Origin of the sequence: Nakamurella alba (genome assembly GCF_009707545.1) — a bacterium.
Lineage (GTDB): Bacteria > Actinomycetota > Actinomycetes > Mycobacteriales > Nakamurellaceae > Nakamurella > Nakamurella alba.
This window is the reverse complement of the sequence record NZ_WLYK01000001.1, coordinates 618,015-643,070: the sequence shown is the minus strand read 5'-3', so window position 1 is coordinate 643,070 and position 25,056 is coordinate 618,015. Positions and strand designations below refer to the sequence as shown.

Annotated in this window: 24 protein-coding genes; 6 read left to right on the top strand and 18 right to left on the bottom strand. The window is 72.5% G+C overall.

The genetic code is table 11. From position 1 onward, the window contains the following. Position 1: 1 nt before the first annotated feature. Genes GIS00_RS28770 through GIS00_RS02765 form a run of 10 tightly spaced genes read right to left on the bottom strand, consistent with a single transcriptional unit; the run spans position 2 to position 9,272 of the window. Positions 2-679, bottom strand: a complete 678-nt coding sequence (locus GIS00_RS28770; protein WP_154766859.1) for a sirohydrochlorin chelatase — start codon at positions 677-679, stop codon at positions 2-4. Further along, on the bottom strand, positions 676-1,596 hold the full coding sequence (locus GIS00_RS02805; RefSeq protein WP_154766858.1) for an ABC transporter permease: 921 nt from the start codon (positions 1,594-1,596) through the stop codon (positions 676-678). Before GIS00_RS02805 ends, GIS00_RS28770 begins: the two co-directional genes overlap by 4 nt. Then, on the bottom strand, positions 1,580-2,416 hold the full coding sequence (locus tag GIS00_RS02800) for an ABC transporter ATP-binding protein (RefSeq protein ID WP_154766857.1): 837 nt from the start codon (positions 2,414-2,416) through the stop codon (positions 1,580-1,582). Before GIS00_RS02800 ends, GIS00_RS02805 begins: the two co-directional genes overlap by 17 nt. A 5-nt stretch (positions 2,417-2,421) precedes the next feature. Beyond that, positions 2,422-3,516, bottom strand: coding sequence for an ABC transporter substrate-binding protein (locus tag GIS00_RS02795; RefSeq protein ID WP_154766856.1), 1,095 nt, complete (start codon positions 3,514-3,516; stop codon positions 2,422-2,424). 49 nt (positions 3,517-3,565) lie between these two features. After that, on the bottom strand, positions 3,566-5,101 hold the full coding sequence (locus GIS00_RS02790; protein ID WP_154766855.1) for a sulfate adenylyltransferase subunit 1: 1,536 nt from the start codon (positions 5,099-5,101) through the stop codon (positions 3,566-3,568). A 2-nt stretch (positions 5,102-5,103) separates the two neighbouring features. Then, on the bottom strand, positions 5,104-6,042 hold the full coding sequence (gene cysD / locus GIS00_RS02785) for a sulfate adenylyltransferase subunit CysD (protein WP_322097397.1): 939 nt from the start codon (positions 6,040-6,042) through the stop codon (positions 5,104-5,106). Then, the gene (gene cysC / locus GIS00_RS02780; RefSeq protein ID WP_154766854.1) at positions 6,039-6,620 is read right to left on the bottom strand and encodes an adenylyl-sulfate kinase; all 582 of its coding nucleotides are present in this window, start codon (positions 6,618-6,620) and stop codon (positions 6,039-6,041) included. The genes cysD and cysC overlap by 4 nt, the downstream gene beginning before the upstream one ends. Then, positions 6,602-7,303, bottom strand: coding sequence for a phosphoadenylyl-sulfate reductase (locus GIS00_RS02775; protein ID WP_407666782.1), 702 nt, complete (start codon positions 7,301-7,303; stop codon positions 6,602-6,604). The genes cysC and GIS00_RS02775 overlap by 19 nt, the downstream gene beginning before the upstream one ends. Further along, positions 7,303-7,497: an eL43 family ribosomal protein gene (locus tag GIS00_RS02770; protein ID WP_154766853.1), complete on the bottom strand. Its 195-nt coding sequence runs from the start codon at positions 7,495-7,497 to the stop codon at positions 7,303-7,305. Before GIS00_RS02770 ends, GIS00_RS02775 begins: the two co-directional genes overlap by 1 nt. Beyond that, positions 7,494-9,272, bottom strand: coding sequence for a nitrite/sulfite reductase (locus tag GIS00_RS02765; protein WP_322097394.1), 1,779 nt, complete (start codon positions 9,270-9,272; stop codon positions 7,494-7,496). Before GIS00_RS02765 ends, GIS00_RS02770 begins: the two co-directional genes overlap by 4 nt. A 433-nt stretch (positions 9,273-9,705) precedes the next feature. Here GIS00_RS02765 and GIS00_RS02760 point away from each other — a divergent pair, with 433 nt between their 5' ends. Further along, positions 9,706-10,737 carry a DNA recombination protein RmuC gene (locus GIS00_RS02760; RefSeq protein WP_154766852.1) on the top strand — a complete coding sequence of 344 codons (1,032 nt, stop codon included), beginning with the start codon at positions 9,706-9,708 and terminating at the stop codon, positions 10,735-10,737. Between the two features lie 60 nt (positions 10,738-10,797). After that, complete coding sequence (locus tag GIS00_RS02755; protein WP_154766851.1) at positions 10,798-11,265, top strand: DUF6542 domain-containing protein; 468 nt, start codon at positions 10,798-10,800, stop codon at positions 11,263-11,265. 91 nt (positions 11,266-11,356) lie between these two features. Here the strand turns inward: GIS00_RS02755 and GIS00_RS02750 are convergent, their stop codons facing one another. Then, positions 11,357-12,349 (bottom strand): 4-hydroxy-3-methylbut-2-enyl diphosphate reductase, encoded by a 993-nt coding sequence (locus GIS00_RS02750; RefSeq protein ID WP_154766850.1) that lies wholly within the window; start codon positions 12,347-12,349, stop codon positions 11,357-11,359. 81 nt (positions 12,350-12,430) lie between these two features. Here GIS00_RS02750 and GIS00_RS02745 point away from each other — a divergent pair, with 81 nt between their 5' ends. The 3 genes from GIS00_RS02745 to GIS00_RS02735 are packed head-to-tail and all read left to right on the top strand — an operon-like array spanning position 12,431 to position 14,602. Next, positions 12,431-13,012 carry a lipid droplet-associated protein gene (locus GIS00_RS02745; protein WP_154766849.1) on the top strand — a complete coding sequence of 194 codons (582 nt, stop codon included), beginning with the start codon at positions 12,431-12,433 and terminating at the stop codon, positions 13,010-13,012. A 10-nt stretch (positions 13,013-13,022) separates the two neighbouring features. Next, a complete protein-coding gene (xseA, locus tag GIS00_RS02740) occupies positions 13,023-14,348 on the top strand; it encodes an exodeoxyribonuclease VII large subunit (protein WP_322097392.1) in 1,326 nt (441 codons plus the stop codon). Beyond that, complete coding sequence (locus tag GIS00_RS02735; RefSeq protein ID WP_154766848.1) at positions 14,345-14,602, top strand: exodeoxyribonuclease VII small subunit; 258 nt, start codon at positions 14,345-14,347, stop codon at positions 14,600-14,602. The genes xseA and GIS00_RS02735 overlap by 4 nt, the downstream gene beginning before the upstream one ends. 11 nt (positions 14,603-14,613) lie before the next feature. Here GIS00_RS02735 and GIS00_RS02730 read toward each other — a convergent pair whose 3' ends face one another. After that, positions 14,614-15,171 carry a DUF4245 domain-containing protein gene (locus GIS00_RS02730; RefSeq protein WP_154766847.1) on the bottom strand — a complete coding sequence of 186 codons (558 nt, stop codon included), beginning with the start codon at positions 15,169-15,171 and terminating at the stop codon, positions 14,614-14,616. An 81-nt stretch (positions 15,172-15,252) separates the two neighbouring features. Between GIS00_RS02730 and GIS00_RS02725 the strand changes: the two genes are divergently transcribed. Next, a complete protein-coding gene (locus tag GIS00_RS02725; protein WP_154766846.1) occupies positions 15,253-16,662 on the top strand; it encodes a class II fumarate hydratase in 1,410 nt (469 codons plus the stop codon). 413 nt (positions 16,663-17,075) lie between these two features. On the opposite strand, the gene GIS00_RS02720 is transcribed toward GIS00_RS02725, so the two are convergent. The 6 genes from GIS00_RS02720 to GIS00_RS02695 all read right to left on the bottom strand — a co-directional run bounded on the left by GIS00_RS02720 (position 17,076) and on the right by GIS00_RS02695 (position 24,948). Next, a complete protein-coding gene (locus GIS00_RS02720) occupies positions 17,076-19,058 on the bottom strand; it encodes a hypothetical protein (RefSeq protein ID WP_154766845.1) in 1,983 nt (660 codons plus the stop codon). A 92-nt stretch (positions 19,059-19,150) separates the two neighbouring features. Next, complete coding sequence (locus GIS00_RS02715) at positions 19,151-20,482, bottom strand: PhoH family protein (protein ID WP_322097391.1); 1,332 nt, start codon at positions 20,480-20,482, stop codon at positions 19,151-19,153. A gap of 246 nt (positions 20,483-20,728) precedes the next feature. Further along, positions 20,729-22,213 carry a sensor histidine kinase gene (locus GIS00_RS28265; RefSeq protein WP_154766843.1) on the bottom strand — a complete coding sequence of 495 codons (1,485 nt, stop codon included), beginning with the start codon at positions 22,211-22,213 and terminating at the stop codon, positions 20,729-20,731. Positions 22,214-22,260: 47 nt separating this feature from the next. Continuing rightward, the gene (locus GIS00_RS02705) at positions 22,261-22,971 is read right to left on the bottom strand and encodes a response regulator transcription factor (protein WP_154766842.1); all 711 of its coding nucleotides are present in this window, start codon (positions 22,969-22,971) and stop codon (positions 22,261-22,263) included. A 109-nt stretch (positions 22,972-23,080) separates the two neighbouring features. Beyond that, positions 23,081-23,800, bottom strand: a complete 720-nt coding sequence (locus tag GIS00_RS02700) for a class I SAM-dependent methyltransferase (protein ID WP_322097390.1) — start codon at positions 23,798-23,800, stop codon at positions 23,081-23,083. 68 nt (positions 23,801-23,868) lie between these two features. Further along, entirely contained in the window at positions 23,869-24,948 is a 1,080-nt protein-coding gene (locus GIS00_RS02695) for a lysylphosphatidylglycerol synthase transmembrane domain-containing protein (RefSeq protein ID WP_154766841.1), read from the bottom strand. Positions 24,949-25,056: the final 108 nt, after the last annotated feature.

Here is a 25,056-nt window from a genome sequence, read left to right as displayed (position 1 = left end):
TTCAGGAACCCGCGAGCGCCTCGTCGTACCGCTGGAGCACCAGGGCCGCCAGCCCGGTGCCCAGTGGTGCGGCGAACGGGCAGCCGGCGGCCGACGGGTGCCGCAGCACCTTGTCCAGCAGCAGGCCCGGGGCGAGGAAGAGCGGGACGATCCCCGGCCGGTCGAGCCGGTCGAGCACGTCCTCGGCGCGCGGCGCGCAGGTGGCGAAACCGGTGCGCACGGCGCCGGTCCGGCGTGCCGACCAGCGGGCCGCCATCTGCTCGACGGCGGCGTTGGCGGTGCTGTGCGAAGAGCCGACGGCCAGCAACAGGATGTCCCGGGCGTCGTCGATGCGGGCCTCGGCCGCGCGCACCTGCAGGGCCTCCAGCACCTCGTCCCCGGTGCCCAGCACGGCCGAGATCGTCAGTGCCGCACCGGTCTCCGCGCGCGCGGCGGCCACCTGGTCCGGGACGTCGGCGGTGGCGTGGAAGGCCTCGCCGAACAACAGGGGCACCACCACCGCCGGACCGGTCTCCCGGACCACCGGCAGCAGCCCGGGCTCGGACAGCTCGAGGAACGCCGGGCGGGCGACCAGCCCGGGGCGGAGCGCACCGACCGCCGCCATCAGCTCACCCACCATTGCCGCGGCCCGCGGGTCGCGACTGCCGTGGGCGAGGCCGATGAGCGCCGGCCCGGTCACCGGGTGGGCGTGAGTCCGCGCCGGTGCAGGATGGACCGCTCGACCGGCCGGAAGAACAGCAGCTCGATGCCGATGCCGACCAGGAAGATCAGGATCAGCGCGGTGTACATGGTCGGCGGGTCCTGCAGGGACCGGCCCTGGTCCATCAGCTGGCCCAGGCCCAGGCCGAGCGAGGTGGAGGTGGCGATCAGCTCGGCGGCCATCAGCGACCGCCACGAGAATGCCCACCCCTGACGCAGGCCCGCGAGGTAGCCGGGCAGCGCCGCGGGCAGCAGCACGTCCTTCATCAGCCCGATCCGGCCCAACCCGAGCACGGTACCGACCCGGGACAGCAGCGGCGGCACGGTGTTCATGCCGCCGAGCAGACCGTTGGCCACCGAGGGCACGGCGCCCAGCAGCACCACCGCGTAGATCGCCCAGTCGGTGAGGCCGAACCAGAGCACCGCCATCGGCACCCACGAGACCGACGGCAGCGACTGCAGTCCGGTCAGCAGCGGGCCGATGGACCGCTGCAGCCAACGGATCTGGAAGATCAGCAGGCCGAGCACGGTGCCCAGCAGCACCGACACCGCGAACCCGATCAGGCCGCGGCTCACCGACGTCCAGATCACCGAGAACGCCTGGCCGTCGGCCACCATCGAGATGAAGTTGTCCCACACGCTGGCCGGCGACGGCAGCACGTAGTCCGGCTTCCACTTCTGCAGGTACGCGATCTGCCAGACGCCGAGCAGCACCAGCAGCGCGATGACCGGCGGGTAGAATCCGGACAGGAACCGGCGCCACGCGGGCGGCCGGGTGTCGACCTGCTGCTCCAGCGCATCCAGACCGGCGCCGACGGCGGCGGTGTCCTCGCGCTCGACCTGCTCCTCGGTCACCGTGTCCGAGCCGGTCTTCGACAGGTCAGCGGGTGCGGGCATGACTGGCGATCTCCTCCCGCAGCCGGACGGTGATCTCCGCGGCCAGGCCGGCCACCTCGGGGTGCTCGATGGTCCGCGGGCCGGCGATGTCGACCGCCCACTGGCCGACGATCCGGCCCGGACGCGAGGACAGCAGCACCACGCGCTGGCCGAGACGCACCGCCTCGCGGACGTTGTGGGTCACGAAGACCACGCTGGAACCGGTGCGCTTCCAGATCCGGGTGAGCTCGTCGTGCATGACGTCCCGGGTGATGGCGTCCAGTGCCGCGAACGGCTCGTCCATCAGCAGCACGCTGCCGTCCTGGGCCAGCGCACGGGCCAGCGCGACCCGCTGCCGCTGCCCGCCGGACAGCTCGTGCACCCGGCGGGACGCGGTGCCCGGCAGCCGGACCAGCTCGAGCAGCTCCTCCACCCGGCCGGGCCGGTCGGACCGGGCCACCCCGGCGAGCTTGAGCGCGAGCGAGATGTTCTGACCCGCGGTCAGCCACGGGAACAGCGCCGACTCCTGGAACATCAGCGCCGGCCTGCCCTCGGCGGTGACCGTGCCCGCGCTCGGCCTGTCCAGCCCGGCGATCAGGTTCAGCAGGGTGGACTTCCCGCAGCCGGACGCGCCGAGCAGGCAGACGAACTCGCCCGGGGCGACCGAGAGGTCGATCGTGTCGAGCGCCGGGACGGTGCCACGGGAGCCGCGGTACACCTTGCTGACCCGGTCCAGTTGCACCCGCGGGGTCGCCGCCGGCTCCGGCAGCGGCGGCACCACGCGGGGGTCGTCCGGGTGGAACTGCGGGGAGGACTCCCCGGCGTCGAGCACGATCGTCATCGGTACTACTCCTGTCCGAGTCCGCCGGCGCTGACGGCCTTCTCGCCGTCCGCGGTGAGCACCTTGTTGAGGATGCGCAGGTCGAAGATGCCGTTCACGTCCGGCGCGGTCTTGAGCAGACCGGCGTCGACCGCGTGCTCACCCTGGGCCTGGTAGGTCGAGGCGAGCGGGTCCGGGGTGATCACGATGTTCGCGAACGACCGCTCCATGACCTCGTCCGAGAGCGGCTTGCCGGTGAGGTCGCCGATCGCCTTGTTGATGGCGGTGGACGCGGCCGCGGGGTCCTTCTCGATGGTGGCAATGGTGGCGAGCTCACCCTTGATCAGGTTCTCCACCACGGTCGGGTTCGCGTCCAGGTAGGACTTGGCGACGATCAGGATGGTGGTCGGGAACTGCCCGTCCGGCCACAGCTTCGTCTCGTCCACGAGCACGGTCGCGCCGGCGTCGATCACCAGCCGCGACGCCCACGGCTCCGGCAGCCAGCCGCCGTCCACCTGGCCGGCCCGGAACAGGTCGAGGGTCTGCGAGTTGTCCTGGTTGACCACGTCGACGTCGCTGCCGCCGTTGGTCTGCACCTTCATCCCGTTGTCGAACAGGTACTTCCGCAGCGCGACGTCCTGGGTGCCGCCCAGCTGCGGGGTGGCGATCTTCTTGCCCTTGAGCTGCTCCACCGAGGTGATCTCCGGCTTGACCACCAGCGACGCGCCATTCGCGGTGGCGCCGGCGACGATGCGCAGCGACGCCCCGGAGGACTTCACGTAGGAGTTGATGGCCGGGCTGGGCCCGAGGAAGGCGGCGTCGATGGACCCGGCATTGAGCGCCTCGATGGCGGCGGGACCGGCGTTGAACACCTGGGTCTCGAGCTTCGTGTCACCGAGCGCGGTCTGGAACTCGCCGTCGGCGACGCCGAGGACGGCAGCGGCGTGGGTGACGTTGGCGAAGTAACCCAGGCGCAGGGCGGAGGCGTTGCCGGCGGCGGAGCTCCCCCCGGTGCCGGCGTCGGACGACCCGCAGGCGGCGAGCACGGTCGCGGCCAGGGCGGCGGTCGCGAGGCCGGCAGCGGCTCTGCGAAGGGATCGGCGGGACGGGAGGAGCGTCATGACAGTGCCTTTCGGCGCCCCGTCGATGGGGCGCAGGAGCGAGGCGGCCTCAGGGGCCTGGGGTGGGAAAGCTGTCGGAGTCGGTCGCCGTGGCGGCGACAGCGAGCGGGGTGGGGTCGACGGGATCGGCAGCGGGGCGACATCGCCCGTCGGCCGCGGGGGCGGAGGAGGTGTCGCTGCCGTCGGTGACGGTGCCGTCCTTCTGCACCACCCGGCGGGAGCCGGCGTGCGGGCGCAGCGCGGCCCGGCGGTCGCCCACCATGCCGACGGCCAGCGTGGTGCCGTCGGCCGGATCGATGACCAGCAGCGAGCCCACGGCCCCGCCGGGACGGAAGTCCTCGACCGGGAGCGGGCGGGCGAGCCGCAGCTCCACCTGCGCGACGTCGTTGAGGGACAACGCATCCGGCGCCGGCTGCGGGGTCAGGGCATCGATGTCGAGCAGGTGGGCGATGTCCTGCACGATGACCGGTGCCGACACGGTGCCGTAGCGGAGCAGTGCCCGCATCCCGGGCCGCAGGCCCTTCTCCGCCAGCTGGGTCACGGTGGCGGTGAACGACGACACCGTCTCCGGCGCGTCGGTCACCGCGGCGAGCAGGTCACCGCGGGAGATGTCGACGTCGTCGGCGAGCAGCAGCGTCACCGAGTCGCCGACGGTCGCGGAATCCAGTGCCCCGTCGGCGGTGTCGATGCCGGTGACGGTGGTGGTGCGGCCCTCCGGCAGCACCACGACGCGGTCACCGGGGCGCACCACACCGGCGGCCACCCGGCCCGCGTAGCCGCGGTAGTCCGGGTGCTCGGCGGACCGCGGGCGGATCACGTACTGCACCGGGAACCGCAGCCCTTGCGACTCCGCCTCCGGGTGCTCGAGGTCCACCTGCTCCAGATGCTCGAGGATGCTCGGCCCGCGGTACCACGGGATCCGGTCCGAGCGGGTCACGATGTTGTCGCCGTGCAGCGCGGACACCGGGATGGCGGTGACCTCGCCGATGCCCAGATCCCGGCAGTAGACGTCGAAGTCGGCGGCGATGCGGTCGAAGACCGCCTCGTCGAAATCGACCAGGTCGATCTTGTTGACCGCGAGCAGCAGATGCGGGACACCGACCAGCGCGGCGACCGCGGCGTGTCGCCGGGTCTGCGAGACGACGCCGGTGCGGGCGTCCACCAGGATGACCACCAGGTCGGCGGTGGACGCACCGGTGACGGTGTTGCGGGTGTACTGCACGTGGCCGGGGGTGTCGGCCAGGATGAAGGTCCGGGTGGGCGTGGCGAAGTAGCGGTACGCCACGTCGATGGTGATGCCCTGCTCCCGCTCCGCACGCAGGCCGTCCACCAGCAGCGACAGGTCGGGCGACTCGAGACCGCGGGCGTCCGAGGCCTTCTCGACGGCGTCCAGCTGGTCGGAGAGCACCGACTTGGAGTCGTGCAGCAGCCGGCCGACCAGCGTCGACTTGCCGTCGTCGACGGACCCGGCGGTGGCGAAGCGCAGCAGCCCGCGCTCGGCGGCCCGGGCGCTCGGCCCGAAGGCCTCCGCCGCGGTGTCGGCGTCGGCCCCGAGATCCGGTGTGGTGGTCAAGGTCTCGCTCATCTCTAGAAGTACCCCTCGCGCTTGCGGTCCTCCATGGACGCCTCGGAGAGCTTGTCGTCCGCCCGGGTCGCACCGCGCTCGGTGATCCGGGTGCCGATGATCTCGGTGATCACCTCGGCCACGGTGGCGGCCTGCGAGTCGACCGCACCGGTGCAGGACATGTCGCCCACCGTGCGGTAGCGCATCCAGCGCAGCTCAGGCGTCTCGTTCTCCCGGGGGCCGCCCCACTCGCCGGCGGTCAGCCACATCCCGTTCCGGCGGAACACCTCCCGCTGGTGGGCGTAGTAGATGTCCGGCAGCTCGATGCCCTCGGCCTCGATGTAGTTCCAGACGTCCAGCTCGGTCCAGTTCGACAGCGGGAAGACCCGGACGTGCTCCCCCGGCGCGTGCCGGCCGTTGTACAGCCCCCACAGCTCCGGCCGCTGCCGGCGCGGGTCCCACCCGCCGAAGGCGTCGCGCAGCGAGAAGATCCGCTCCTTGGCGCGGGCCTTCTCCTCGTCACGGCGGGCGCCGCCGATCACCGCGTCGTACTGCTCGGCGACGATGGTGTCGACCAGCGGCACGGTCTGCAGCGGGTTACGGGTGCCGTCCGGCCGCTCGGCCAGCCGGCCGTCGTCGATCCAGTCCTGCACCTTGGCCACGGTGAGCCGGAAACCGCCCTCGGCCACCACCTTGTCGCGGTACGCCAGCACCTCGGGGAAGTTGTGCCCGGTGTCCACGTGCAGCAGGGTGAACGGCAGCGGTGCGGGGTGGAACGCCTTGCGCGCCAGGTGCAGCACCAGGACCGAGTCCTTGCCTCCGGAGAACAGGATGACCGGCTTCTCGAACTGGCCGGCCACCTCACGCAGGATGTGGATCGACTCGGACTCCAGCGCCCGAAGGTGGCCGGTGCGCGGCACCTGTCCCGTCCCGGTGGCAGGCGCGTTGAGCGTGGTGGTCACAGGATTCCCTTCGCGGACAACAGGTCCAGCAGTGCCTGCACGGAGGCGTCCAGGTCGGTGGTCGAGGTGTCCAGCCGCAGATCCGGATCCACCGGGATCTCGTAGGGGTCGTCGACGCCGGTCATCGAGCTGATCTCGCCGCGATAGGCCTTGGCGTACAGGCCCTTCACGTCGCGGTCGGCGCAGACCTCCACCGGCGTCGACAGGTGCACCTGCAGGTGCCCGGTGCCGTGGCTGTGGTGGTGCGCGCGCACGGCCTGCCGGGTGCTCTCGTAGGGCGCGATCACCGGCACCAGCACCACGACGCCGTGCCGGGCCAGCAGCTCGGCGACGAAACCGATACGGGTGACGTGGGTGTCGCGGTCCTCGCGGGAGAACCCGAGCCCGGCGGACAGGTGCGTGCGCACCTCGTCGCCGTCCAGCACCTCGACCTCCGCGCCGGCGGCGCGCAGCCGCTCCGCGACGGCCAGGGCCAGGGTGGTCTTCCCGGCGCTGGGCAGGCCGGTGAGCCAGAGCGTGGTGCCGGTGCGGGTGGTCCGCCCCGGCAGGGTGGGTGTGCTCACGTGTGCAGCCCACATTCCGTCTTGGCCAGTCCGGACCAGCGTCCGGCCCTGGCGTCCTCCCCGGCCTGCACCCGGCGGGTGCACGGCTCGCAGCCGATCGACGGGTACTCCGGCCCGAGCAGCGGGTTGACCAGCACCCCGTACTCGGCGATGTAGGCGTCGACCTGCTCGTCGGTCCAGGCCGCGAGCGGCGCGATCTTGACCCGGCCACGCTTGGCGTCGAAGGCCACCACCGGGGTGTCGGCGCGGGACGGCGACTCCGACCGGCGCAGCCCGGTCGCCCACGCCTCGTACCGCTCCATCGCCTGCTGCAGCGGGGCGACCTTGCGCAGCGCGCAGCAGCGGTCCGGATCCGTGGCGAACAGGTCCTTGCCCTCGGTCGCGTCCTGCTCGGCGACAGTCTGCAGCGGCAGCAGCCGGCGCAGGGTCACCGGGTACACGGCCTCGACCGCGTCGGCGGTGCCGATGGTCTCGATGAAGTGGTACCCGGTGTCCAGGAACAGCACGTCGATGCCGGGCTTCACCCGGGCGGCCAGGTGCGCGAGCACCGTGTCCTGCATGGACGCGGAGACCGCGAGGCCGTCGCCGAACTCCTCGGCGGCCCAGCGCAGGATCTCCTCGGCCGGGGCGTCGGCGAGCCGGACCGCGGCCTCCTCGGCCACCGACCGCAGCTGCTCGGGGCTGCGCAGGGTGCTGATCACGAGACCACCCCCTGCGGCTCGGGTGTGACGGCGGGCGCCAGGTCCGGTGACCCGGCCAGGCCGAGGAACTTCACCGCGAAGACCCGGCGGCAGTCCCGGCAGGACCACGCGCCGTGCGAGGCCTCGTGCGGGAACAGGCTGGTCTCGCCGCAGTAGGGGCAGTACTGGGCGGGGGCACGGTTCTCGCTCATCGCAGCGCCTCCTCGTCGGCGCGGTTCACCCAGCGGGCGAAGCGCTCACCGGGCTCGCGCTCCTTCTGGTAGGTGCGGACCACGCGCTCGACGAAGTCGGCGAGCTGGTCGCCGGTCACCTTGTGGCCGCGGACCTTCCGGCCGAAGCCGGCGTCCAGGCCGAGCCCGCCACCCAGGTGCACCTGGAAACCTTCGACCTGGTCGCCGTTGTCGTCGGTGACGATCATGCCCTTGAGGCCGATGTCGGCGATCTGGGTGCGCGCGCAGGCGTTGGGGCAGCCGTTGATGTTGATGGTCAGCGGCACGTCGAGGTCGCCGATCCGCCGCTCCAACTCGTCCACCAGCGCGATGCCCCGGGCCTTGGTCTCGACGATCGCCAGCTTGCAGAACTCGAGTCCGGTGCAGGCCATCATGTTCCGCCGGAAGGTCGACGGGGTGACGCTCAACCCGATGGCGGCCAGGCCGGCCACCAGGGAGTCGACCTGCTCCGGCGCGACGTCCAGGATGACCAGGCCCTGGTCGGTGGTGGTGCGGATACGGCCGGAGCCGTGTGCCTCGGCCAGATCGGCGATCTGCGTGAGGATCGTCCCGGAGACCCGGCCCACCGTCGGGTTGATGCCGACGTAGAAGTTGCCGTCCTGCTGGAGGTGCACGCCCACGTGGTCGCGCGCGCCCTCCCAGACCGGGGGCGCGTCGCCGTCGGTGAGAGTCCGCTTCAGGTACTGGGTCTCGAGGACCTCGCGGAACTTCTCGATGCCCCAGTCGGCGACCAGGAACTTCAGCCGGGCGCGGTTGCGCAGCCGGCGGTAGCCGTAGTCGCGGAAGATGGAGACGACACCGGCCCAGATCTCCGGGATCTCGTCCAGAGTGGCGAAGATGCCGAGCCGCTGGGCCAGCATCGGGTTCGTGGACAGGCCGCCGCCGACCCACACGTCGAACCCGGCGCCGAGCTCGGGGTGCACCACCCCGATGAAGGCGATGTCGGCGATCTCGTGCGCGACGTCCTGCCGCGGCGAGCCGGAGATCGAGGTCTTGAACTTGCGCGGCAGGTTGGAGAACTCCTCGCTGCCGATGTGCCGGCGCAGGATCTCCTCCATCGCCGGGGTGCCGTCGATGATCTCGTCCGCGGCGATGCCCGCGAGCGGCGAGCCGAGCACCACCCGCGGCACGTCGCCGCAGGCCTCGGCGGTGGACAGGCCGACGGACTCCAGCTGCTGCCAGATGTCCGGGACGTCCTCGATCCGGATCCAGTGGTACTGCACGTTCTGCCGGTCGGTGAGGTCGGCGGTGTCCCGGGCGTAACGGGTGGAGATCTGGCCGACGGTGCGCAGCGAGGCGGGGGTCAGCTGCCCGCCGTCCATCCGGACCCGCAGCATGAAGAACTTGTCCTCGAGCTCCTCCGGCTCGAGCACGGCGGTTCGGCCGCCGTCGATGCCCGGGGCCCGCTGCGTGTACAGACCCCACCAGCGGAAGCGGCCGCGCAGGTCACCCGGGTCGATGCCGTCGAAGCCGGTGTAGCGGTAGATGTTCTCGATCCGGGCCCGGCAGTGCAGGCCGTCGTCGTCCTTCTTCATCCGCTCGTTGGGGTTGAGCGGCTCCCGGTGGCCCATCGCCCACTGGCCCTGGCCACGGCCCGCGTCCGGCCGGCGGCGCGGTGCCGGGCGCTCGGCACGCGCCGGCTTCGCGGCGCGGTCGGTCGGGGCGGCACGGTCGGTCGCGACGGCGCGATCGGTGGCGGCCGCATCGGCGGCAGCGGCGGGAGGCACAGGAGGCACGGCGGGTCCTTGCAGGCGGGAGCTGGGCAGCGGTCACGCAGGCAGGACGAAGAGGTGCGGCGGGCACGTCCGGGTCGCCGACGCTGGGCGGCCCCGCTCGATGGAACGGCGGGGTTCAGCGATCGGCCGGACACACGGCGCTGGCGACGCGCACGAGGTCGACCTCGCGGCGGCACACCAAGAGCACCGGGTGAACGGACATGCGGACGATGCTACAGCCTCGACCGGCCGATCCAGTCCATCGTCCGGGACAGGCGTCCACATGCTGGGACGGCCGTGCGGGCGTGACCGGTCCCCGGCCGGGACGTGGGCCTCGCCACATGTCCGCCCCGGACCGTACGGCCCGCACCGGGGCTGCCGGAAAGGTGCGGTCGGGTCCGGGGACGGGGCCGGCGCAGAGTGACTGTCGGTGGGCGTCGGCACACTGCCGCACATGACCACCGGACCGCTCCTGCTCGGCGCCGCACTGCTGGCCGCCGGCCTCGTCCTCGGGCTGCTGCTCGGCAGGTGGAGCCGGCGTCCCGACGGCCCGGTCCCGGCCTCCGGCGCCGAGCTCGCGGCACTGGTCGCACCGGCCGCCGACACCATGCGGCGGGTCGAGCAGCGGCTGGCCGAGGTGGAGCGCGACCGGGTCGGCGCCTACGCCGGCATCAGCGCACAGCTGCAGCAGCTCGGCCGCACGTCCGCCGAGCTGGGCGCGGAGACCCGGTCGCTGGCTGGTGCGCTGCGCTCCCCCACCGTCCGCGGGCGCTGGGGCGAGCTGCAGCTGCGTCGGGTGGTGGAGCTGGCCGGGATGGCCGAGCACTGCGACTTCGAGGCCCAGGTCAGCGTGCCCGGGGCCCGTCCGGACCTGCTCGTCCGGTTGCCCGGCGACCGCTGTGTGCCGGTGGACGCGAAGGTGCCGCTGGACGCCTGGCTCGCCGCCCGCGAGGCCGGCGACCCGCAGGAGTCCGGGCGGCTTCGGGCCGCCCATGCCCGTGCGCTGCGCGGTCACGTCGACGCGCTGGCCGACAAGGCCTACTGGCGCCACTTCCGCCCGTCCCCGGAGTTCGTCGTGCTGTTCGTGCCGGGTGAGGCGCTGCTCGACGCCGCATTGTCCGCCGACCCGGGGCTCTGGGAGCACGCCGCCGCCCGCCGGGTGGTCCTCGCCACCCCGACCACGCTGATCGTCCTGCTGCGCACCATCGAGTTCGGCTGGCGGCAGGAGCGGCTGTCCACCTCCGCCGAGGAGATCCTCGAGCTCGGCCGCGAGCTGCACGACCGGCTCGACGTGGTCCTGACCCACATCTCCCGGCTCGGCACCGGGCTGGAGCGGGCCGTCGAGGGTTACAACGCCGCCGTCGGATCACTGGAGAGCCGGGTGCTGGTGACCACCCGCCGGTTCGGCGAACTGGGGGTCCGCGGCGAGCGCATCACCCCGCCCACCCCGATCGCGACCGGCCTGCGGGCCGTCCGGGAGCGGTGAGCACGGGCGTGGACCGGCGAGTTCACCCGCGCAGAGCACGGTGGGGGCTACCGTTGTCCGGTGCGAACGAGCCCGAGCCCTGCCCAGGACTCCCGCGACCAGGTCGAAGAGGCCGGCGCGATCCCTGCGATCCCCGGTATCCCCTGGTGGGGAGCGGCGATCCTGGCCCTGGTGCTGACGATCATCGGCGTCGTCGTCGACAAGTTCATCTCGGTGGGACCGGCCTGGGGGTTGCGCAGCGGGTTCTTCCTCGGCGCGGTGCTCGCCGCCCTGCTGGTCCGCCGGCGCGCGGTGTTCACCGCGATGGTGCAGCCGCCGCTGGTCCTGGTCATCGTGCTGGTGCCGGCACTGAAGGTGCTGTTCGCCAACAGCTTCTACGAGGCCGCGGTGCACCTGGTCAACACCTTCCCGACCATGGCGATCGGCACGGTGCTGGCGCTGATCATCGGCGTCATCCGGCTCTTCGCCCAGCCGCTGAAGTCGAAGTCGCAGCGGCCCGCGGCCGCGCAGAGCGCCCGGCACGCCTGAGCCTGCCTGACCGCAACCTCGGGGGCCCGTCCGTGGACTCAGGGCCCGGCAGTGGTGCCGTCAGGCCGGCGGTGTAGTCAGACCGGTGCGCTCAGGCCTTCGCCGGACGCAGGTCGCGGCGGAGTTCCTTCGGCAGCGAGAAGGTCAGCGTCTCGGTGGCCGCGGTGAACTCCTCGACGTCACCGAACCCGCGCTCCGCGAGCCAGCCGAGCACGCCGTCCACCAGTTCCTCCGGCACCGATGCGCCGGAGGTGACGCCGACCGTGCGGGCGTCATCCAACCACTGCTCGTCGATCTCGTGGGCGTAGTCGACCAGGTAGGACGTCCGGGCGCCGGCGTCCAGCGCCACCTCGACCAGCCGCACCGAGTTCGACGAGTTCCGCGAGCCGACCACGATCACCAGGTCGCAGTCGGGAGCGATCTGCTTCACGACCTCCTGGCGGTTCTGCGTGGCGTAGCAGATGTCGTCGCTGGGCGGGGAGGCCATCAGCGGGAACCGCTTGCGCAGCATCCCCACCGTCTCCAGGGTCTCGTCCACCGAGAGTGTGGTCTGGGACAGCCAGATGACCTTCTCCGGGTCACTGACCTGCACGTCGTCGACCTCGGACGGATCGTTGACCAGCTGGATGGCCTCGGGCGCCTCGCCCTGGGTGCCCTCGACCTCCTCGTGCCCGCGGTGGCCGATCAGCAGGATGTCGTAACCCTCGGCGGCGAACTTGCGCGCTTCCTTGTGCACCTTGGTGACCAGCGGGCAGGTCGCGTCGATCACCTGCAGGCTGCGGCTCGCCGCCTCCTCGTGCACCGCCGGGGACACCCCGTGCGCGGAGAACACCACGAGCGAGCCCTCGGGCACCTCGTCGGTCTCCTCGACGAAGATTGCCCCGCGCTGCTCCAGCGTCGCCACGACATGCTTGTTGTGCACGATCTGTTTGCGGACGTAGACCGGGGCGCCGTAGGTCTCCAGTGCCTTCTCCACCGTGACCACGGCCCGGTCCACCCCGGCGCAGTACCCACGCGGACGGGCGAGCAGCACCCGGCGGGGCGGGTCGGACGGGTTCAGCGGCAGGGCACTCACGGCACCCATGGTAGGCACCCGCGGCCGCACCGGGGGCCGCACCGACGCCCCACGGCGCCGCGGCGGCGTGGGATGCGGCACGCTGGTGGCATGGCCCCGCACCTGCCCACCCCGATCCGCGTCGCCGCCGGCCTGGTGGGCGCCACCCTCGACCGGCTGAGTTCCCTGCCCGCCGAACTACCGACGATCGGTGTCACCGTCGCCGGCCAGGCGTTCCGGCTCTCGCTCAAGGCCCGCCAGCAGATCGCCGGATTGGCCGCCCGCGGCGACGAGTTGCTGGCCGGGCTGGGCGGCAAGCCGGAGGACAAGCCGGCCTGGGCCACCTTCGACGAGGATGAGGACGAGGACGGCCCTGCGGAACCGGCCGCGGCGGAACCGGCCGCGGCGGAGCCGGCCGCGCGGGCGGACGCGGGATCGGCCGCCGCCTCGCCGACCGCCACCAAGCCGACCGCCACCAAGCCGACCGCCACCAAGCCCACTGCCCCGGCTCCGACTGCCCCGGTCGCTCCGGCGAACGGCAACGGCAACGGGATCGGCGCGCTCAAGGAGAGCCTGGCCGGGCTGGGCGCGGACCAGGTGCAGGCCCTGCTGGACGCGGAGCAGGCCGGCGCCGCCCGCGCCGCGCACCTGACCGTGCTGGAGAACCGTCTCGCCACCCTGCGGGCCGAGTGACGGCCGACCGGTGACGACCGCCCGCCCGGGGCCGATGCCGACGAAGGCCGGCGAGACGACCCGGGAGAACCCGTGGCCGGTGCGGGCACTCGCGCAGCGGATGACCGAGTACATCGCGAAGGCCCCGCCGGCCTGGATCGAGGGCCAGATCGCGCAGGTGTCGGTACGCGGCAACCAGGCGTACCTGACCCTGCGGGACCCGTCGGTGGACATGTCGATCTCGGTGAACTGCCACCGCGCCGTCCTGGAGGACCTGCCCGGTCGCAGCGCCGAGGGTGCGCGCGTCGTCGTGCGCGGGCGGTTCGGCTACTGGGCGAAGCGCGGCTCGCTCGCGTTCCAGGTCGACGAGATGCATCCGCTGGGCCTGGGCGAGCTGCTGGTGCGGTTGGAACGCCTGCGCAAGCTGCTGGCCGCCGAGGGGCTCACCTCCCCGGCGCTGAAGAAGGCCCTGCCGTTCCTGCCGAAGGTGGTCGGTCTGGTCACCGGGCGGGCGTCCGCCGCCGAGTCGGACGTGCTGGCCAACGCCCGCGCCCGCTGGCCCGCGGTCCGCTTCCGGATCGAGAATGCCGCCGTGCAAGGCTCTCTCGCGGTCACCCAGGTGATCGAAGCGCTCCAGCGGCTGGACGCCGACCCCGAGGTCGAGGTGATCGTGCTGGCCCGCGGCGGCGGCAGCACCGAGGACCTGCTGCCGTTCTCCGACGAGACGCTGTGCCGGGCCGTGGTGCACTGCCGCACCCCGGTCGTCTCCGCGATCGGCCACGAACCGGATCACCCGATCGTCGATGACGTCGCGGACGTGCGCTGCTCGACCCCGACCGATGCGGGCAAGCGGGTCGTGCCCGATGCCGACGCCGAGCGCCGGTCCGTGGAGATGTGGCGGGGGCGCGGGCGACGCGCCCTGGTCGGCTGGGTCTCCACGGAGACCGCCCGGCTGTCACGGTTGACCTCGGCCGCCGTGCTCGCCGACCCGTTCGGGCCACTCCAGGCCAGGTCGAACGACGTCGGGCGGTTGCTGGACCGGTCCCGCCGAGTGGTGACTGCCGTGCTGGACCGCGGCGAGCGCGACCTGGCCCACCGCCGGGCCCAACTCGCCGCGCTGGGACCGGCGGCCACCCTTGCCCGCGGCTACGCCGTCGTCCAGGCCGTCGGACCGGACGGCGGCCATGTGCTCCGGGAGACGGCGGACGCCCCGGCGGGCACGGACCTGCGGATCAGGGTGGCGGACGGGGCGGTGCTGGCGACCAGCCGGGGCCGCGAGACCGACGGGGCAACCACGAACGGAACCGGCACCGGGCTCGGGGCCGACAGCAGTCATGGGAAGGACACGGCTCGATGAGCGCGAGGAAGGCCCCGGCCACCGGGAACGGTGCGGATCCGGCGGACGGGACGGCCGACCGGGCAGCGACCTACGAGCAGGCCCGCGACGAGCTCGCCGAGGTCGTCGGCCGGCTCGAGCAGGGCGGGCTCACCCTCGACGAATCCCTGGCGCTCTGGGAGCGCGGGGAGCATCTGGCCGGCGTCTGCACCACGTTCCTGGACGGGGCCCGCGAGCGGGTCGAGGCGGCGCTGGCCGAGGCCGGCGACGACTGAGTCGCGCGTCGCTACTGCTGGCCGGCGATGGAATCGGCGAGGGTCTGCAGGTCGGTGGCCGGAGCACTCCCGGTCACCAGCAGCGTCAGGCCGCCGGCGGTGCGGATCCAGGCCATCTCGTCGCGCCGGCCGGTCGTCACCTGCCAGGTCGCCCCACCGGCGTCGATCTGCCCGCTGACCGGTGCGATGGCGCCGAGCTCGGCGGACTGCACCTCTGCCACCGAACCGGTCGACTGGATCAGCGTGATGAAGGCCCCGTCCGGCGTCAGCCAGCCGGCGCGCACCGTGGGCGGGCCGTCCGGGCTGCCCACCGGGGTGGTGGTGAAGGAGTTCGGGTGCCAGTCGGCGGGCAGGTCGACCGGGGTCAGCGGGTCGAACCCGACCACCCGCTGTGCGGTCGAGAAGCCCAGCGCCACATCGGCGGTCGGCGCGACGGCCCCGTCGTCGGACGGCCGGCCGGGCGAGAACGAGAAGCCCCCGTACATCCCGACGAACAGCAGCACGACCACGACGATCGCTCCCATGGACAGCGCCATGTCCCGCATCGTCTTGTTCCGCCGGTCCGCCACCTCCCCATGGTCGCACGGCTGTGAGCAAGATCGGCCCTCGCCGGCTCGCCGCCCGGCGACCTGCCCGGTTAGCGTGAGCCCATGGCAGAACACAACGGCGCGTTCGAATCCGGCTACCGCATCGAGCACGACACCATGGGTGAGGTACGGGTGCCGGCAGCGGCCAAGTACCAGGCACAGACCCAGCGGGCCGTCGAGAACTTCCCGATCTCCGGTCGCACCCTCGAGCGCAGCCAGATCCGCGCCCTCGCCCTCATCAAGTCGGCCGCCGCGGCCGTGAACGCCGAGCTGGGTCGGCTCGACCCGGCCATCGCCGGCGCGATCACCGCGGCCGCCGACCGGGTCGCGGCGGGCGAGTTCGACGACGACTTCCCGATCGACATGTTCCAGACCGGGTCCGGCACCAGCTCGAACATGAACGCAAACGAGGTCATCGGCACCGTCGCCACCGAGGCGCTCGGCAGCAAGGTGCACCCCAACGACCACGTCAACTGCTCGCAGTCGTCGAACGACGTCTTCCCGACCTCGATCCACGTGGCGGCGACCGAGGCGGTCACCACCGACCTCATCCCGGCGTTGGAGTACCTGTCGGCCGCGCTGGAGGACAAGGCCGCCGAGTGGGCCACCGTGGTGAAGTCCGGCCGCACCCACCTGATGGACGCCACCCCGGTCACCCTGGGCCAGGAGTTCGGCGGCTACGCGGCCCAGATCCGTGGCGGCGTCGAGCGTCTCACCTCCTCGCTGCCCCGGCTGGCCGAGCTGCCGCTGGGTGGTACGGCCGTCGGCACCGGCATCAACACGCCGCCCGGGTTCTCCCCCGCCGTGATCGCCCGCCTGGCCGCGGTCACCGGGCTGCCGTTCACCGAGGCCCGGAACCACTTCGAGGCGCAGGGTGCGATGGACCGGCTGGTCGAGACCTCCGGCCAGCTGCGCAGTGTCGCCGTCTCGCTGGTGAAGATCTGCAACGACATCCGGTGGATGGGATCGGGCCCGCGGGCCGGTCTGGCCGAGATCCACCTGCCCGACCTGCAGCCGGGCTCGTCGATCATGCCGGGCAAGGTCAACCCGGTGCTGCCGGAGGCCACGCTGATGGTGGCCGCGCAGGTCATCGGCAACGACGCCACCGTCGCCTTCGCGGGCGCCAGCGGCACCTTCGAGCTCAACGTGATGCTGCCCGTCATCGGCAACAACCTGCTCGAGTCGATCCGGCTGCTGGCCAACGTCTCCCGGCTGCTCGCCGATCGCTGCATCTCCGGGATCGTCGCCGACGTCGAGCGGTGCCTCGCCTACGCGGAGTCCTCGCCGTCCATCGTCACCCCGCTCAACCGCTACATCGGGTACGAGGAGGCCGCGGCCGTCGCCAAGCAGGCCCTCAAGGAGGGCAAGACGATCAAGGCCGTCGTCGTCGAGCGCGGCCACGTCACCTCCGGCACCCTCTCCGAGGAGCAGCTGGACAGCGCGCTCGACGTGCTGTCCATGACCCACCCCTGATCCGGCCGGACGTCGATCACCGCGACACCCCGCGACGCCCTGTGCGTCGCGGGGTATCGTCGTCTCCGGGTCGGTCTTCCGTGTTCGGATGAGATCCGTTGCCATCAGCCACGTTCTACGTGGCCCACCGCACCAGATCCGCTCGGGACGACACGTCGACCAGGTCGACAACCCGCCCCGGACAGCCACACCGGCACCCGAACACCACCGGATCCGTTGCCATCAGCCATGTTCTACGTGGCCCACCGCACCAGATCCGCTCGGGACGACACGTCGACCAGGCCGACACCGCCCCGCGCAGCCACACCGGCACCCGAACGCCAACGGATCCGTTGCCGTCAGCCACGCCCCACGTGGCCCACCGCACCAGTTCCGTCCTGGCCGAGAAAATTCCCATCGACGTCGGGTGGCGGTCAGCGGCTGTGCCGGCCCCGCGGCGGCTCGTCGCCGTTCTCGTCCTCGTCGAACTCGTCGACCTCCGGGCGCCACTGGGAGGTGGGCGGGCCGGAGTCCGGATCGGGCCGGATCGCATGCTGCGGCCCGGTCGGCGGGGCCGTCGGTGTCGGACCGGTGCTTGGTGTCGGACCGGCGGTCGGTGTCGGACCGGTTACAGGCGGCACCGCCGGGGTGGCCCCGGTGGTCGGGGACGCGGCCGGAGCCGGACCGGTCGGCGGGACCGTGGGCGTCGCACCGGTGGTCGGCGGGACAGCAGGCGTGGCACCGGTGGTCGGCGGCGCGGCCGGGGTCGGGCCGGTCGGCGGGACAGCAGGCGTGGCACCGGTGGTCGGCGGCGCGGCCGGGGTCGGGCCGGTCGGCGGCCGCTGCTGGGTCGGCGGCTCGAACGGACGCGCGGCCGGGGTCGGACCCGAGGGTGGCACGTACCCCGACGGCGGGAGCTGCTCGGTCGGGCGCGCCATCGGCGGGATCTGCTCGGTCGGCCGGGCCGTGGGCGGGAGCTGCTGGGTCGGTGGCTCTCCCTCGATCCCGGGCGCGGTCGCCTCACCGGGCCAGCGGTAGTTCTGACCGGAGAACAGCTGCGGGTGGTCCGGGTGCTCCCAACCCGGCTCCGGTGGCAGCGCGGTGGTGGGCAGGTCGGAGGTGTCCGGTCCGACGGGGTCCGGGTCCGGATCGGAGGCATAGGCGTACCGGCCGCCGTCGTCGCCGTCGTCCCGCCGCCGGGCCACCCGACGGCGCCAGAAGAAAATGCCGATGCCGGCCCAGATCAGCACGATCGCGGCCAGCACGAACCACGGCCAGACCGGTCGCGAGCTGGAGCCGGTCGGCGTCACCGGCGGTGCGGCGCTGCTGGTGGCGGACGAGGTGGTCGGGATCGACGAGGTCGTCGGACTCGACGTGCTGCTGGAGGTGGACGAGGAACTGCTGCTCGCCGAACTCGACGACGAGGACGTGGTCGGCGTGGAGGAGGTGGTCGGGGACGACGAGGTGGTCGGGATGGCGGTGACCACGAACCGGGCGACACCGGTGGTCCGGGTCCGGCTACCGACGACCTGCAGGATGTGCGTACCGGCGGGCAGATCGGTCGGCACGTCGAAGGTCACCCGGACCACGCCGTCCTCGTCGGCGGTGACCGACGGCAGCGTGATCGGGTCGGAGTACAGCGTCACGGCGACGGTCTCTCCCGCCATGAACCCGGCGAAGATGACCTCCTGCGGGCGTCCGGCCTGCACCGATGGGCTCTCCACCGTGAGCGCCTCGACGGTGCGCGGCGGGGAGGCGCTGGTGGAGGTGGTCGGGGGTGCGGAACTGGTCGAACTGCTCTCCGACGAGGTCGAGCTGCTCTCGGCGGCAGGCGCCTGCCCCTCGGCGGCGGCGAAGGTGAGCGGCAGGACGACCTGTCCGCCGCCGTCCTCGTACGCGGTGACCAGCCCGCAGGCGGTGGTGGCGCAGTTGAGTTCACCGACGGTCATGTCGAGGTCGAGCTCGAACCCGCCACGCGCGTCGTAGCGCGCGGTGACGCCGCCGCCCTCGGGCGTGTCGGCGCCGTTCCGGGTGACGTAGGCCCAGGAATCGGACTCGTTGGCATCGGGCACCGAGCCGCCCATGCAGCCGGAACGGTCCCCGACCTCGTCACCCTGGATCGGGCAGACGGCGAGGAACAGCGGCTTGCCGCGGTCGAACCCGGACCCGGTGACCGCGATGGAGCCGTCCGGGGAGACCTCGGTGGCCGGGTCGGCGGTGAGCGTCAGATCCCCGGCGGTCGTGCTGCCCGGCGCGGGCGCAGCGGCCTGTACAGCGCCGATGCCCGGTGCGGGTGCCGCTGCGGGCGCCGAACCGGCCGCCGGGAGCGCGAGCCCGACGAGCAGCGCGGCCACCGAGATCACGGCGCCCAGCGCCGCCGCCCGGGGGCCGGGAGCGGGTCGATGCTTCGCAGTCACGGGGATCATTCTCCCGTACACATGCCGCGGAACACGACGACCGCCCCCGGCCGGGCCGGAACGGATCGGTCACGATCTCGATCACATGCGGGTCACGACTGGTCGGGCAGCTCCAGCATCTCGGTGACCAGCGCGGCGATGGGCGAGCGCTCGGAGCGGGTCAGCGTGACGTGCGCGAAGAGCGGATGACCTTTGAGCGCCTCGATCACGGCGGCCACGCCGTCGTGCCGGCCGACCCGGAGGTTGTCCCGCTGCGCGACGTCGTGGGTCAGCACGACCCGCGAGTTGGTGCCGAGCCGGGACAGCACGGTGAGCAGGACGTTGCGCTCCAGCGACTGGGCCTCGTCGACGATCACGAAGGAGTCGTGCAGGGAACGGCCGCGGATGTGCGTGAGCGGGAGCACCTCGAGCATCCCGCGGGCGATGACCTCTTCGATGACCTGCGGCGACGCCGTCGCGGACAGGGTGTCGAACACCGCCTGCGCCCAGGGCTGCATCTTCTCGCCCTCGCTGCCGGGCAGGTAGCCCAGTTCCTGGCCGCCGACGGCGTACAGCGGGCGGAAGACCACGACCTTGCGGTGCGTGCGCCGCTCCATCACCAGCTCGAGGCCGGCGCACAGGGCCAGCGCGGACTTGCCGGTGCCGGCACGGCCGCCGAGCGACACGATCCCGACCTCGTCGTCCATCAGCAGGTCCAGCGCGATGCGCTGCTCCGCCGACCGGCCGCGCAGGCCGAACGCCTCGCGCTCGCCGCGGACCAGCCTGACCTGCTTCCCCGCGGTCACGCGGCCCAGCGCCGAACCCGACGGCCCGACCAGCTTCACACCCGTGTGGCACGGCAGTTCCCGGGCCGCGTCGACGTCGATCAGACCGGAGGCGAACAGCGTGTCGAGCTGCTCGGTGGCGACCTCGACCTCGGCCATCCCGGTCCAGCCGGACGGCACGACGTCCTGCCCGCGGTACTCGTCGGCCGGCAGACCGACCGCGGAGGCCTTGACCCGCAGCGGCATGTCCTTGGACACCAGGGTCACCGAACCGGGCGTCTTCTCCGCCGCCAGGTTCAGCGCGCAGGCCAGGATGCGCGAGTCGTTGCTGTCGGTGCGGAATCCGGCCGGCAGCACCGACGGGTCCGTGTGGTTGAGCTCGACATGGAGGGTGCCCCCGGCATCGCCGACCGGCACCGGCGCGTCCAGCCGGCCGTGCGAGATCCGCAGGTCGTCCAGGATGCGCAGCGCCTGCCGCGCGAAGTACCCGAGCTCGGGGTGATGCCGCTTGCCCTCGAGTTCGGAGATGACCACGAGCGGCAGCACCACTTCGTGTTCGGCGAACCGGGTGAGGGCCCAGGGATCCGACAGCAGCACGGAGGTGTCGATGACGTACGTGCGGCGACCGGCCTGATCAGCGGCGGGACGGCGTGTGACCACGTGCAACTCCTCTGTGGGCGCTGGTACGCGCACCCACACTGGCGAGGGTGAGGCCGGCGGTTCCCCGAAAGGGCCCGGTACCGGCCCCCTCGTCGAGCGCTGCTGTGAGCACTGGCACGATTCGGGGCCTCCCGTGTGGCCCGCGGGGGCCGCGGTCCACGAATCGGACGTTACGCCCCACGCCCGCGAGATCCGGTCGAACACGCGAACATTCGGATGAAGATTGTGTTTCGCGGAGGGGACGGATCAGTCCGCCTCCACCACCGGCGGCGCGGAACGCGGGACGGCGGCGGTGCCGACGGCCTTGGGGAGGACGACGGTGACGGCGAGGCCACCGGCCCGGGAGCGGGAGGCCATGACCTCGCCGCCGTGGGTGCGGACGATCGCCGCGACGATGGACAGGCCAAGGCCGGTGCCGCCCTTCTCGCGGCTGCGGGAGGGGTCCTCGCGGAAGAACCGGTCGAAGAGCCGGGGCAGGCTCTCCTCGGCGACACCCGGCCCGTTGTCGGCGACGGTGACCGCCACCTTGTCGGGACCGGGCAGGACGGACACCTGGGTGGTGGTACCGGCCGGGGTGTGGGTCCGGACGTTGGCGAGCAGGTTGGCGAAGAGCTGGTGCAGCCGCATCCGGTCGCCGGCCACGGTGACCCGCGCCCCGGGCGTGGTGAACTCCCAGCTCCGGGTGGCGTCGATCGCCCGGGCGTCCTCGACGGCGCCGGCCAGCAGCTCGGTCAGCTCCACCGGCTCCCGACCGGATCGCTCCGGCCCGTCCGCCTGCACCAGGGTCAGCAGGTCCTCGACCAGCGCACCCATCCGGCGCGCCTCGAACCCCATCCGTTCCATGGCCCGGCCGACCGAGCTGTCGTCCACCAGGGCACCGGCCCGGTAGAGATCCGCGTACCCCTGTACGGCCGCGACGGGCGTGCGCAGCTCGTGCGAGGCGTCGGCGATGAACTGCCGGAGCCGCACCTCGTTCCGCGATCGCTCCGAGACGAGATCGCCGATCCCGTCGAGCATCCCGTTGAACGCGGAGCCCAACCGGCCCATCTCGGTGGCGGCGTCCTGCTCGTCCACCCGGCGCTCCAGATCACCGCCCCGGATCGCGTCGGCAGCCTCGGCCATGGTCTGCAGCGGTTTGAGGTTGCGGCGCACGATGTAGGCCGAGATCGTCCCGAGCAGCACGAGAAGTCCTGCGGTGACCAGCAACTCGACGAAGACCAGGCGCCGGACGGTGGCCGCGATGTCGTCGATCGGCGACCAGGCCACCAGGTACTGGTTGGCGAACACGGGCCCGCCGACGTCGTCGCCGACACGCAGCGCCAGGATCCGGTAGCTGACACCCGGGCGGCTGGCGTCGCCGACCGTGGTCGCCGTTCCCACCGGAGGGGTCGGACCCACCAGCGGGTTCGCGGTGGTGTCCTGGGCCGGGCTCTCCACCACCTTGGCGTAGCCGGATTCGCTGACCAGCGTCCAGCCGATCTCGCTGCGCAGCGGGGAGCTGTCGGCGGCGACGGTGCCGAGGGAGGTCAGGTCGATGCCACGGGCGGGCAGGCTGTCGATCACCCGGGCCAGGGTGCGGTCGCGATCGGCGATGAGCTCGGACCGCAGGTAGATCGGCAGCATGACGTCGACGGCCAGCAGACCGATCGCCGCCAGCCCCACGATCAGCGCGGTGAGGCGGGCCCGGATCGACCAGCGGCGCGGCGCGACGGACGGTGCCGGAGGCACCACGGTCGTCACCGGCGGGCCAGGCGGCACCGGCGCCGCACCCCCGGGGTTCACCTGCGTGGCGGGCGCAGCACGTACCCGAACCCGCGGTGCGTGTGGATCAGCGGCTCCACGGCCGTGCCGTCCGGCTCCGGCGCGTCGACCTTGCGGCGCAGGTACGAGATGTAGGTCGCGACGACCGAGTCGTCACCGTAGAAGTCGGTGCCCCACACCGCGTCGAGCAACTGCTGGCGGGACAGCACGACGTTCGCGTTGATCATCAGGTAGCGCAACATCTTGTACTCGGTCGGCGCCAGCTCGATGACCCGGCCACCGCGGGTGACCTGGTAGGTCTCCGGATCCAGCTCGAGATCGCCGACCCTGAGCAGGGACTCGCCGCTCTCGTCCGGCCGGACCCGGCGCAGCACCGCGCTGACCCGCGCGGCCAGCTCCTCCAGGCCGAACGGCTTGGTGACGTAGTCGTCGCCGCCCGCGGTCAGGCCGGCCACCTTGTCCTTCGGGGTGTCCATCGCCGACAGGAAGACCACGCCGGCGTCGATCCCGGCGGCGCGCACCCGGCGCATCACCTCGAGCCCGTCGAAGTCGGGCAGCATCACGTCCAGGATGATCAGGTCGGGCTGCACCTCGCCGGCCATCCGCACGGCCTCCCGACCGGACCCGGCGACGCTCACCTGGTACCCGAGGAACCGCATCGAGGTGGCGACGATGTCCTGCAGGGACGGCTCGTCGTCCACCACCAGCAACTTGGCCTGACCCGTCATCGCCCCGTCCGTTCGTCGTGTCGGCGTGCCGCCGTTGTCAGCGTGGATGGCACCACGCGCGCTCGTCAGCGGCGTGGGTGGTCCATCCGAGAACCATGGGAGCCCGGGATCACTTCGCGTGCGCGAGCAGCGAGGTCTGGTCCGGGTAGGGCAACGTCGGGGTGAGCCCGGAGAGCTTGAGCTCGGTCAGCCCGGAGGTCTCGATGGCGGTGCGGTACCGGCGGCGGCGGGAGTTGTCGAAGATGACCATGCCGTCCTCGGCGAGGTGCGGGATCGCGGCCTTCAGGCAGGCGGCACGCACCCGGCCGTCGACGACGACCACGTCGAACGTCCCGCCGACCTTGTCGATGGCGGCCACGTAGTCGCTGAAGTCCAGGCCGCGGTTGCCCGACTTCTCCGACGGGACGGCGGGCAGCGGCGACTCGACCGGCTCGACGACCATCATCGAGATGTTCGGGAAGGTGGCCAGTTTCGGGCCGATGTGGTCGGCGAAACCCTTGTGGTGCTCGACGGTGTGGACCTCGTCGGCCCGCGCGGACAGCCAGATCGTGCTGGCGCCGGAGCCGTACTCGAAGACGCGGATCGGGCGCGCGCGGTCCTTCAGCCAGGCGTCGACCTTGTCGATCGCGTCGTAGGTCCACCACGGCACACCGAGCCGGGCGATGGCCAGCGAGTCGTGCACCTGGAAGAGGCTGTGGAACCAGTGCCGCACCCGCTTCTCGCGCGGCGGGGCCTCCTTCGGCAGGACGTGCACCGCCGTCAGGACACGGCCGGTGGCCCGCACCGCCCCCGCGTACGTGCTCTTCACCCGATAGGCCAGACCTGCCACGCCGGTTCTCTCCTCGTCGCCATGACCCCGGCGGGACGCCCGGATCCGTCAGCTGCAGGCCAAGGTTCTCACACGGACGGGGTGACTCCGGCGGCGTCGGCGCCGCGGGTCGCGGTGTTCTCCGGATGGATGACCGCGTCCCGGCCCTTGCGCCGGAGCAGGCCGAGAGCCCCGAGCGCGACGACCCCGCCCAGTCCGTCCGACAGGATCAGTGCCAGCCGGGCGGCGATGGCCACGACCACGCCCGGCCCCTCGCCCAGCCCGCACAGTGTGTAGAACACGACTTCGCGGATACCGGCACCGGCCGGCACCGGGATCGCGACGAAACCGACCACCCAGGCCAGCAGGGCGGCGACCGCCACCTGCCCGATCTGTTGCTGGTACCCCAGGGCCGCCGCTACCAACACCGACACCGCAGCCGTCAGCGCCCAGGCCGGCAGGTAGCCGAGCACCAGCCGCGCCATCCGGGCGAAGCCGATCCGCGGGATCTGCACCCGGCCGCGGCTGACCTTCTCCAGCAGGTGGAAGACGAACCCGTTGACCGGCGGCAGGCAGAAGACGACCACCGCCGGGATGATCAGCAGCGCCAGCGCCTCGATGCCGATGGACCCGCCGATCAGCTCGAACGGCACGACCAGGGCGCAGAGCAGCACCGCACCGATCAGCATCAGGCACATCGCCATCAGGGTGGCCGTGTAGGAGGTGCGGCGGCGGACACCGGCCCGGTGGGCCAGCTCGCCGCGGCCGATCAGCGCCCACACCGACCCCGGGATGTACTTGCCGAGTTCGCCGGCGAAGAACCAGGTGACGACCTTGGTCCGCGGCCAGCGACGGCCGTCCAGCAGGTCGATGGTGGCGCCCCAGTTGAGTGCCAGGCCGGTCGTACCGGCCATACCGCACAGGAAGGCCAGGACCAGCAGCCAGACGTTCGCGGTGCTCAGGTCGTGGGAGACCTTGTCCCAGGAGCTGACCACCGCGCGGACGCAGAGCGCGACCGCCGCGATCGCGACCAGGATCCCGACGATCCGCAGCAGCAGCTTGAGCCGGGCACGCCGCGGGTTCGCGGGCGCGGCCTCCGGCTGCAGGTCGTCGTCGTCCGTGTCGGGGAGGGCCCCGGGCTCGGACGTACCGGTGGGATCGGTGCTCATGCGGTGCGGGACTCCTCGGATCGGCCGGGTCCCGGCAGCACCGGTCGACCCGGGCGAGCAGTCTATCCGCTCCGGGGCCCGGCCCGGACCTGCCGCACCCCGGGCCGG

Excerpts from the sequence above, each read along its gene's own strand:
- GIS00_RS02705 (WP_154766842.1), bottom strand. The coding sequence starts at position 22,971 with ATGACGGGTCAGGCCAAGTTGCTGGTGGTGGACGACGAGCCGTCCCTG.
- GIS00_RS02800 (WP_154766857.1), bottom strand. The coding sequence starts at position 2,416 with ATGACGATCGTGCTCGACGCCGGGGAGTCCTCCCCGCAGTTCCACCCG.
- GIS00_RS02795 (WP_154766856.1), bottom strand. The coding sequence starts at position 3,516 with ATGACGCTCCTCCCGTCCCGCCGATCCCTTCGCAGAGCCGCTGCCGGC.
- GIS00_RS02750 (WP_154766850.1), bottom strand. The coding sequence starts at position 12,349 with ATGGGTGCCGTGAGTGCCCTGCCGCTGAACCCGTCCGACCCGCCCCGC.
- GIS00_RS02790 (WP_154766855.1), bottom strand. The coding sequence starts at position 5,101 with ATGAGCGAGACCTTGACCACCACACCGGATCTCGGGGCCGACGCCGAC.
- GIS00_RS02735 (WP_154766848.1), top strand. The coding sequence starts at position 14,345 with ATGAGCGCGAGGAAGGCCCCGGCCACCGGGAACGGTGCGGATCCGGCG.
- GIS00_RS02805 (WP_154766858.1), bottom strand. The coding sequence starts at position 1,596 with ATGCCCGCACCCGCTGACCTGTCGAAGACCGGCTCGGACACGGTGACC.
- GIS00_RS02745 (WP_154766849.1), top strand. The coding sequence starts at position 12,431 with ATGGCCCCGCACCTGCCCACCCCGATCCGCGTCGCCGCCGGCCTGGTG.
- cysC (WP_154766854.1), bottom strand. The coding sequence starts at position 6,620 with ATGTGGGCTGCACACGTGAGCACACCCACCCTGCCGGGGCGGACCACC.
- GIS00_RS02770 (WP_154766853.1), bottom strand. The coding sequence starts at position 7,497 with ATGAGCGAGAACCGTGCCCCCGCCCAGTACTGCCCCTACTGCGGCGAG.
- GIS00_RS02725 (WP_154766846.1), top strand. The coding sequence starts at position 15,253 with ATGGCAGAACACAACGGCGCGTTCGAATCCGGCTACCGCATCGAGCAC.
- GIS00_RS02695 (WP_154766841.1), bottom strand. The coding sequence starts at position 24,948 with ATGAGCACCGATCCCACCGGTACGTCCGAGCCCGGGGCCCTCCCCGAC.
- GIS00_RS02760 (WP_154766852.1), top strand. The coding sequence starts at position 9,706 with ATGACCACCGGACCGCTCCTGCTCGGCGCCGCACTGCTGGCCGCCGGC.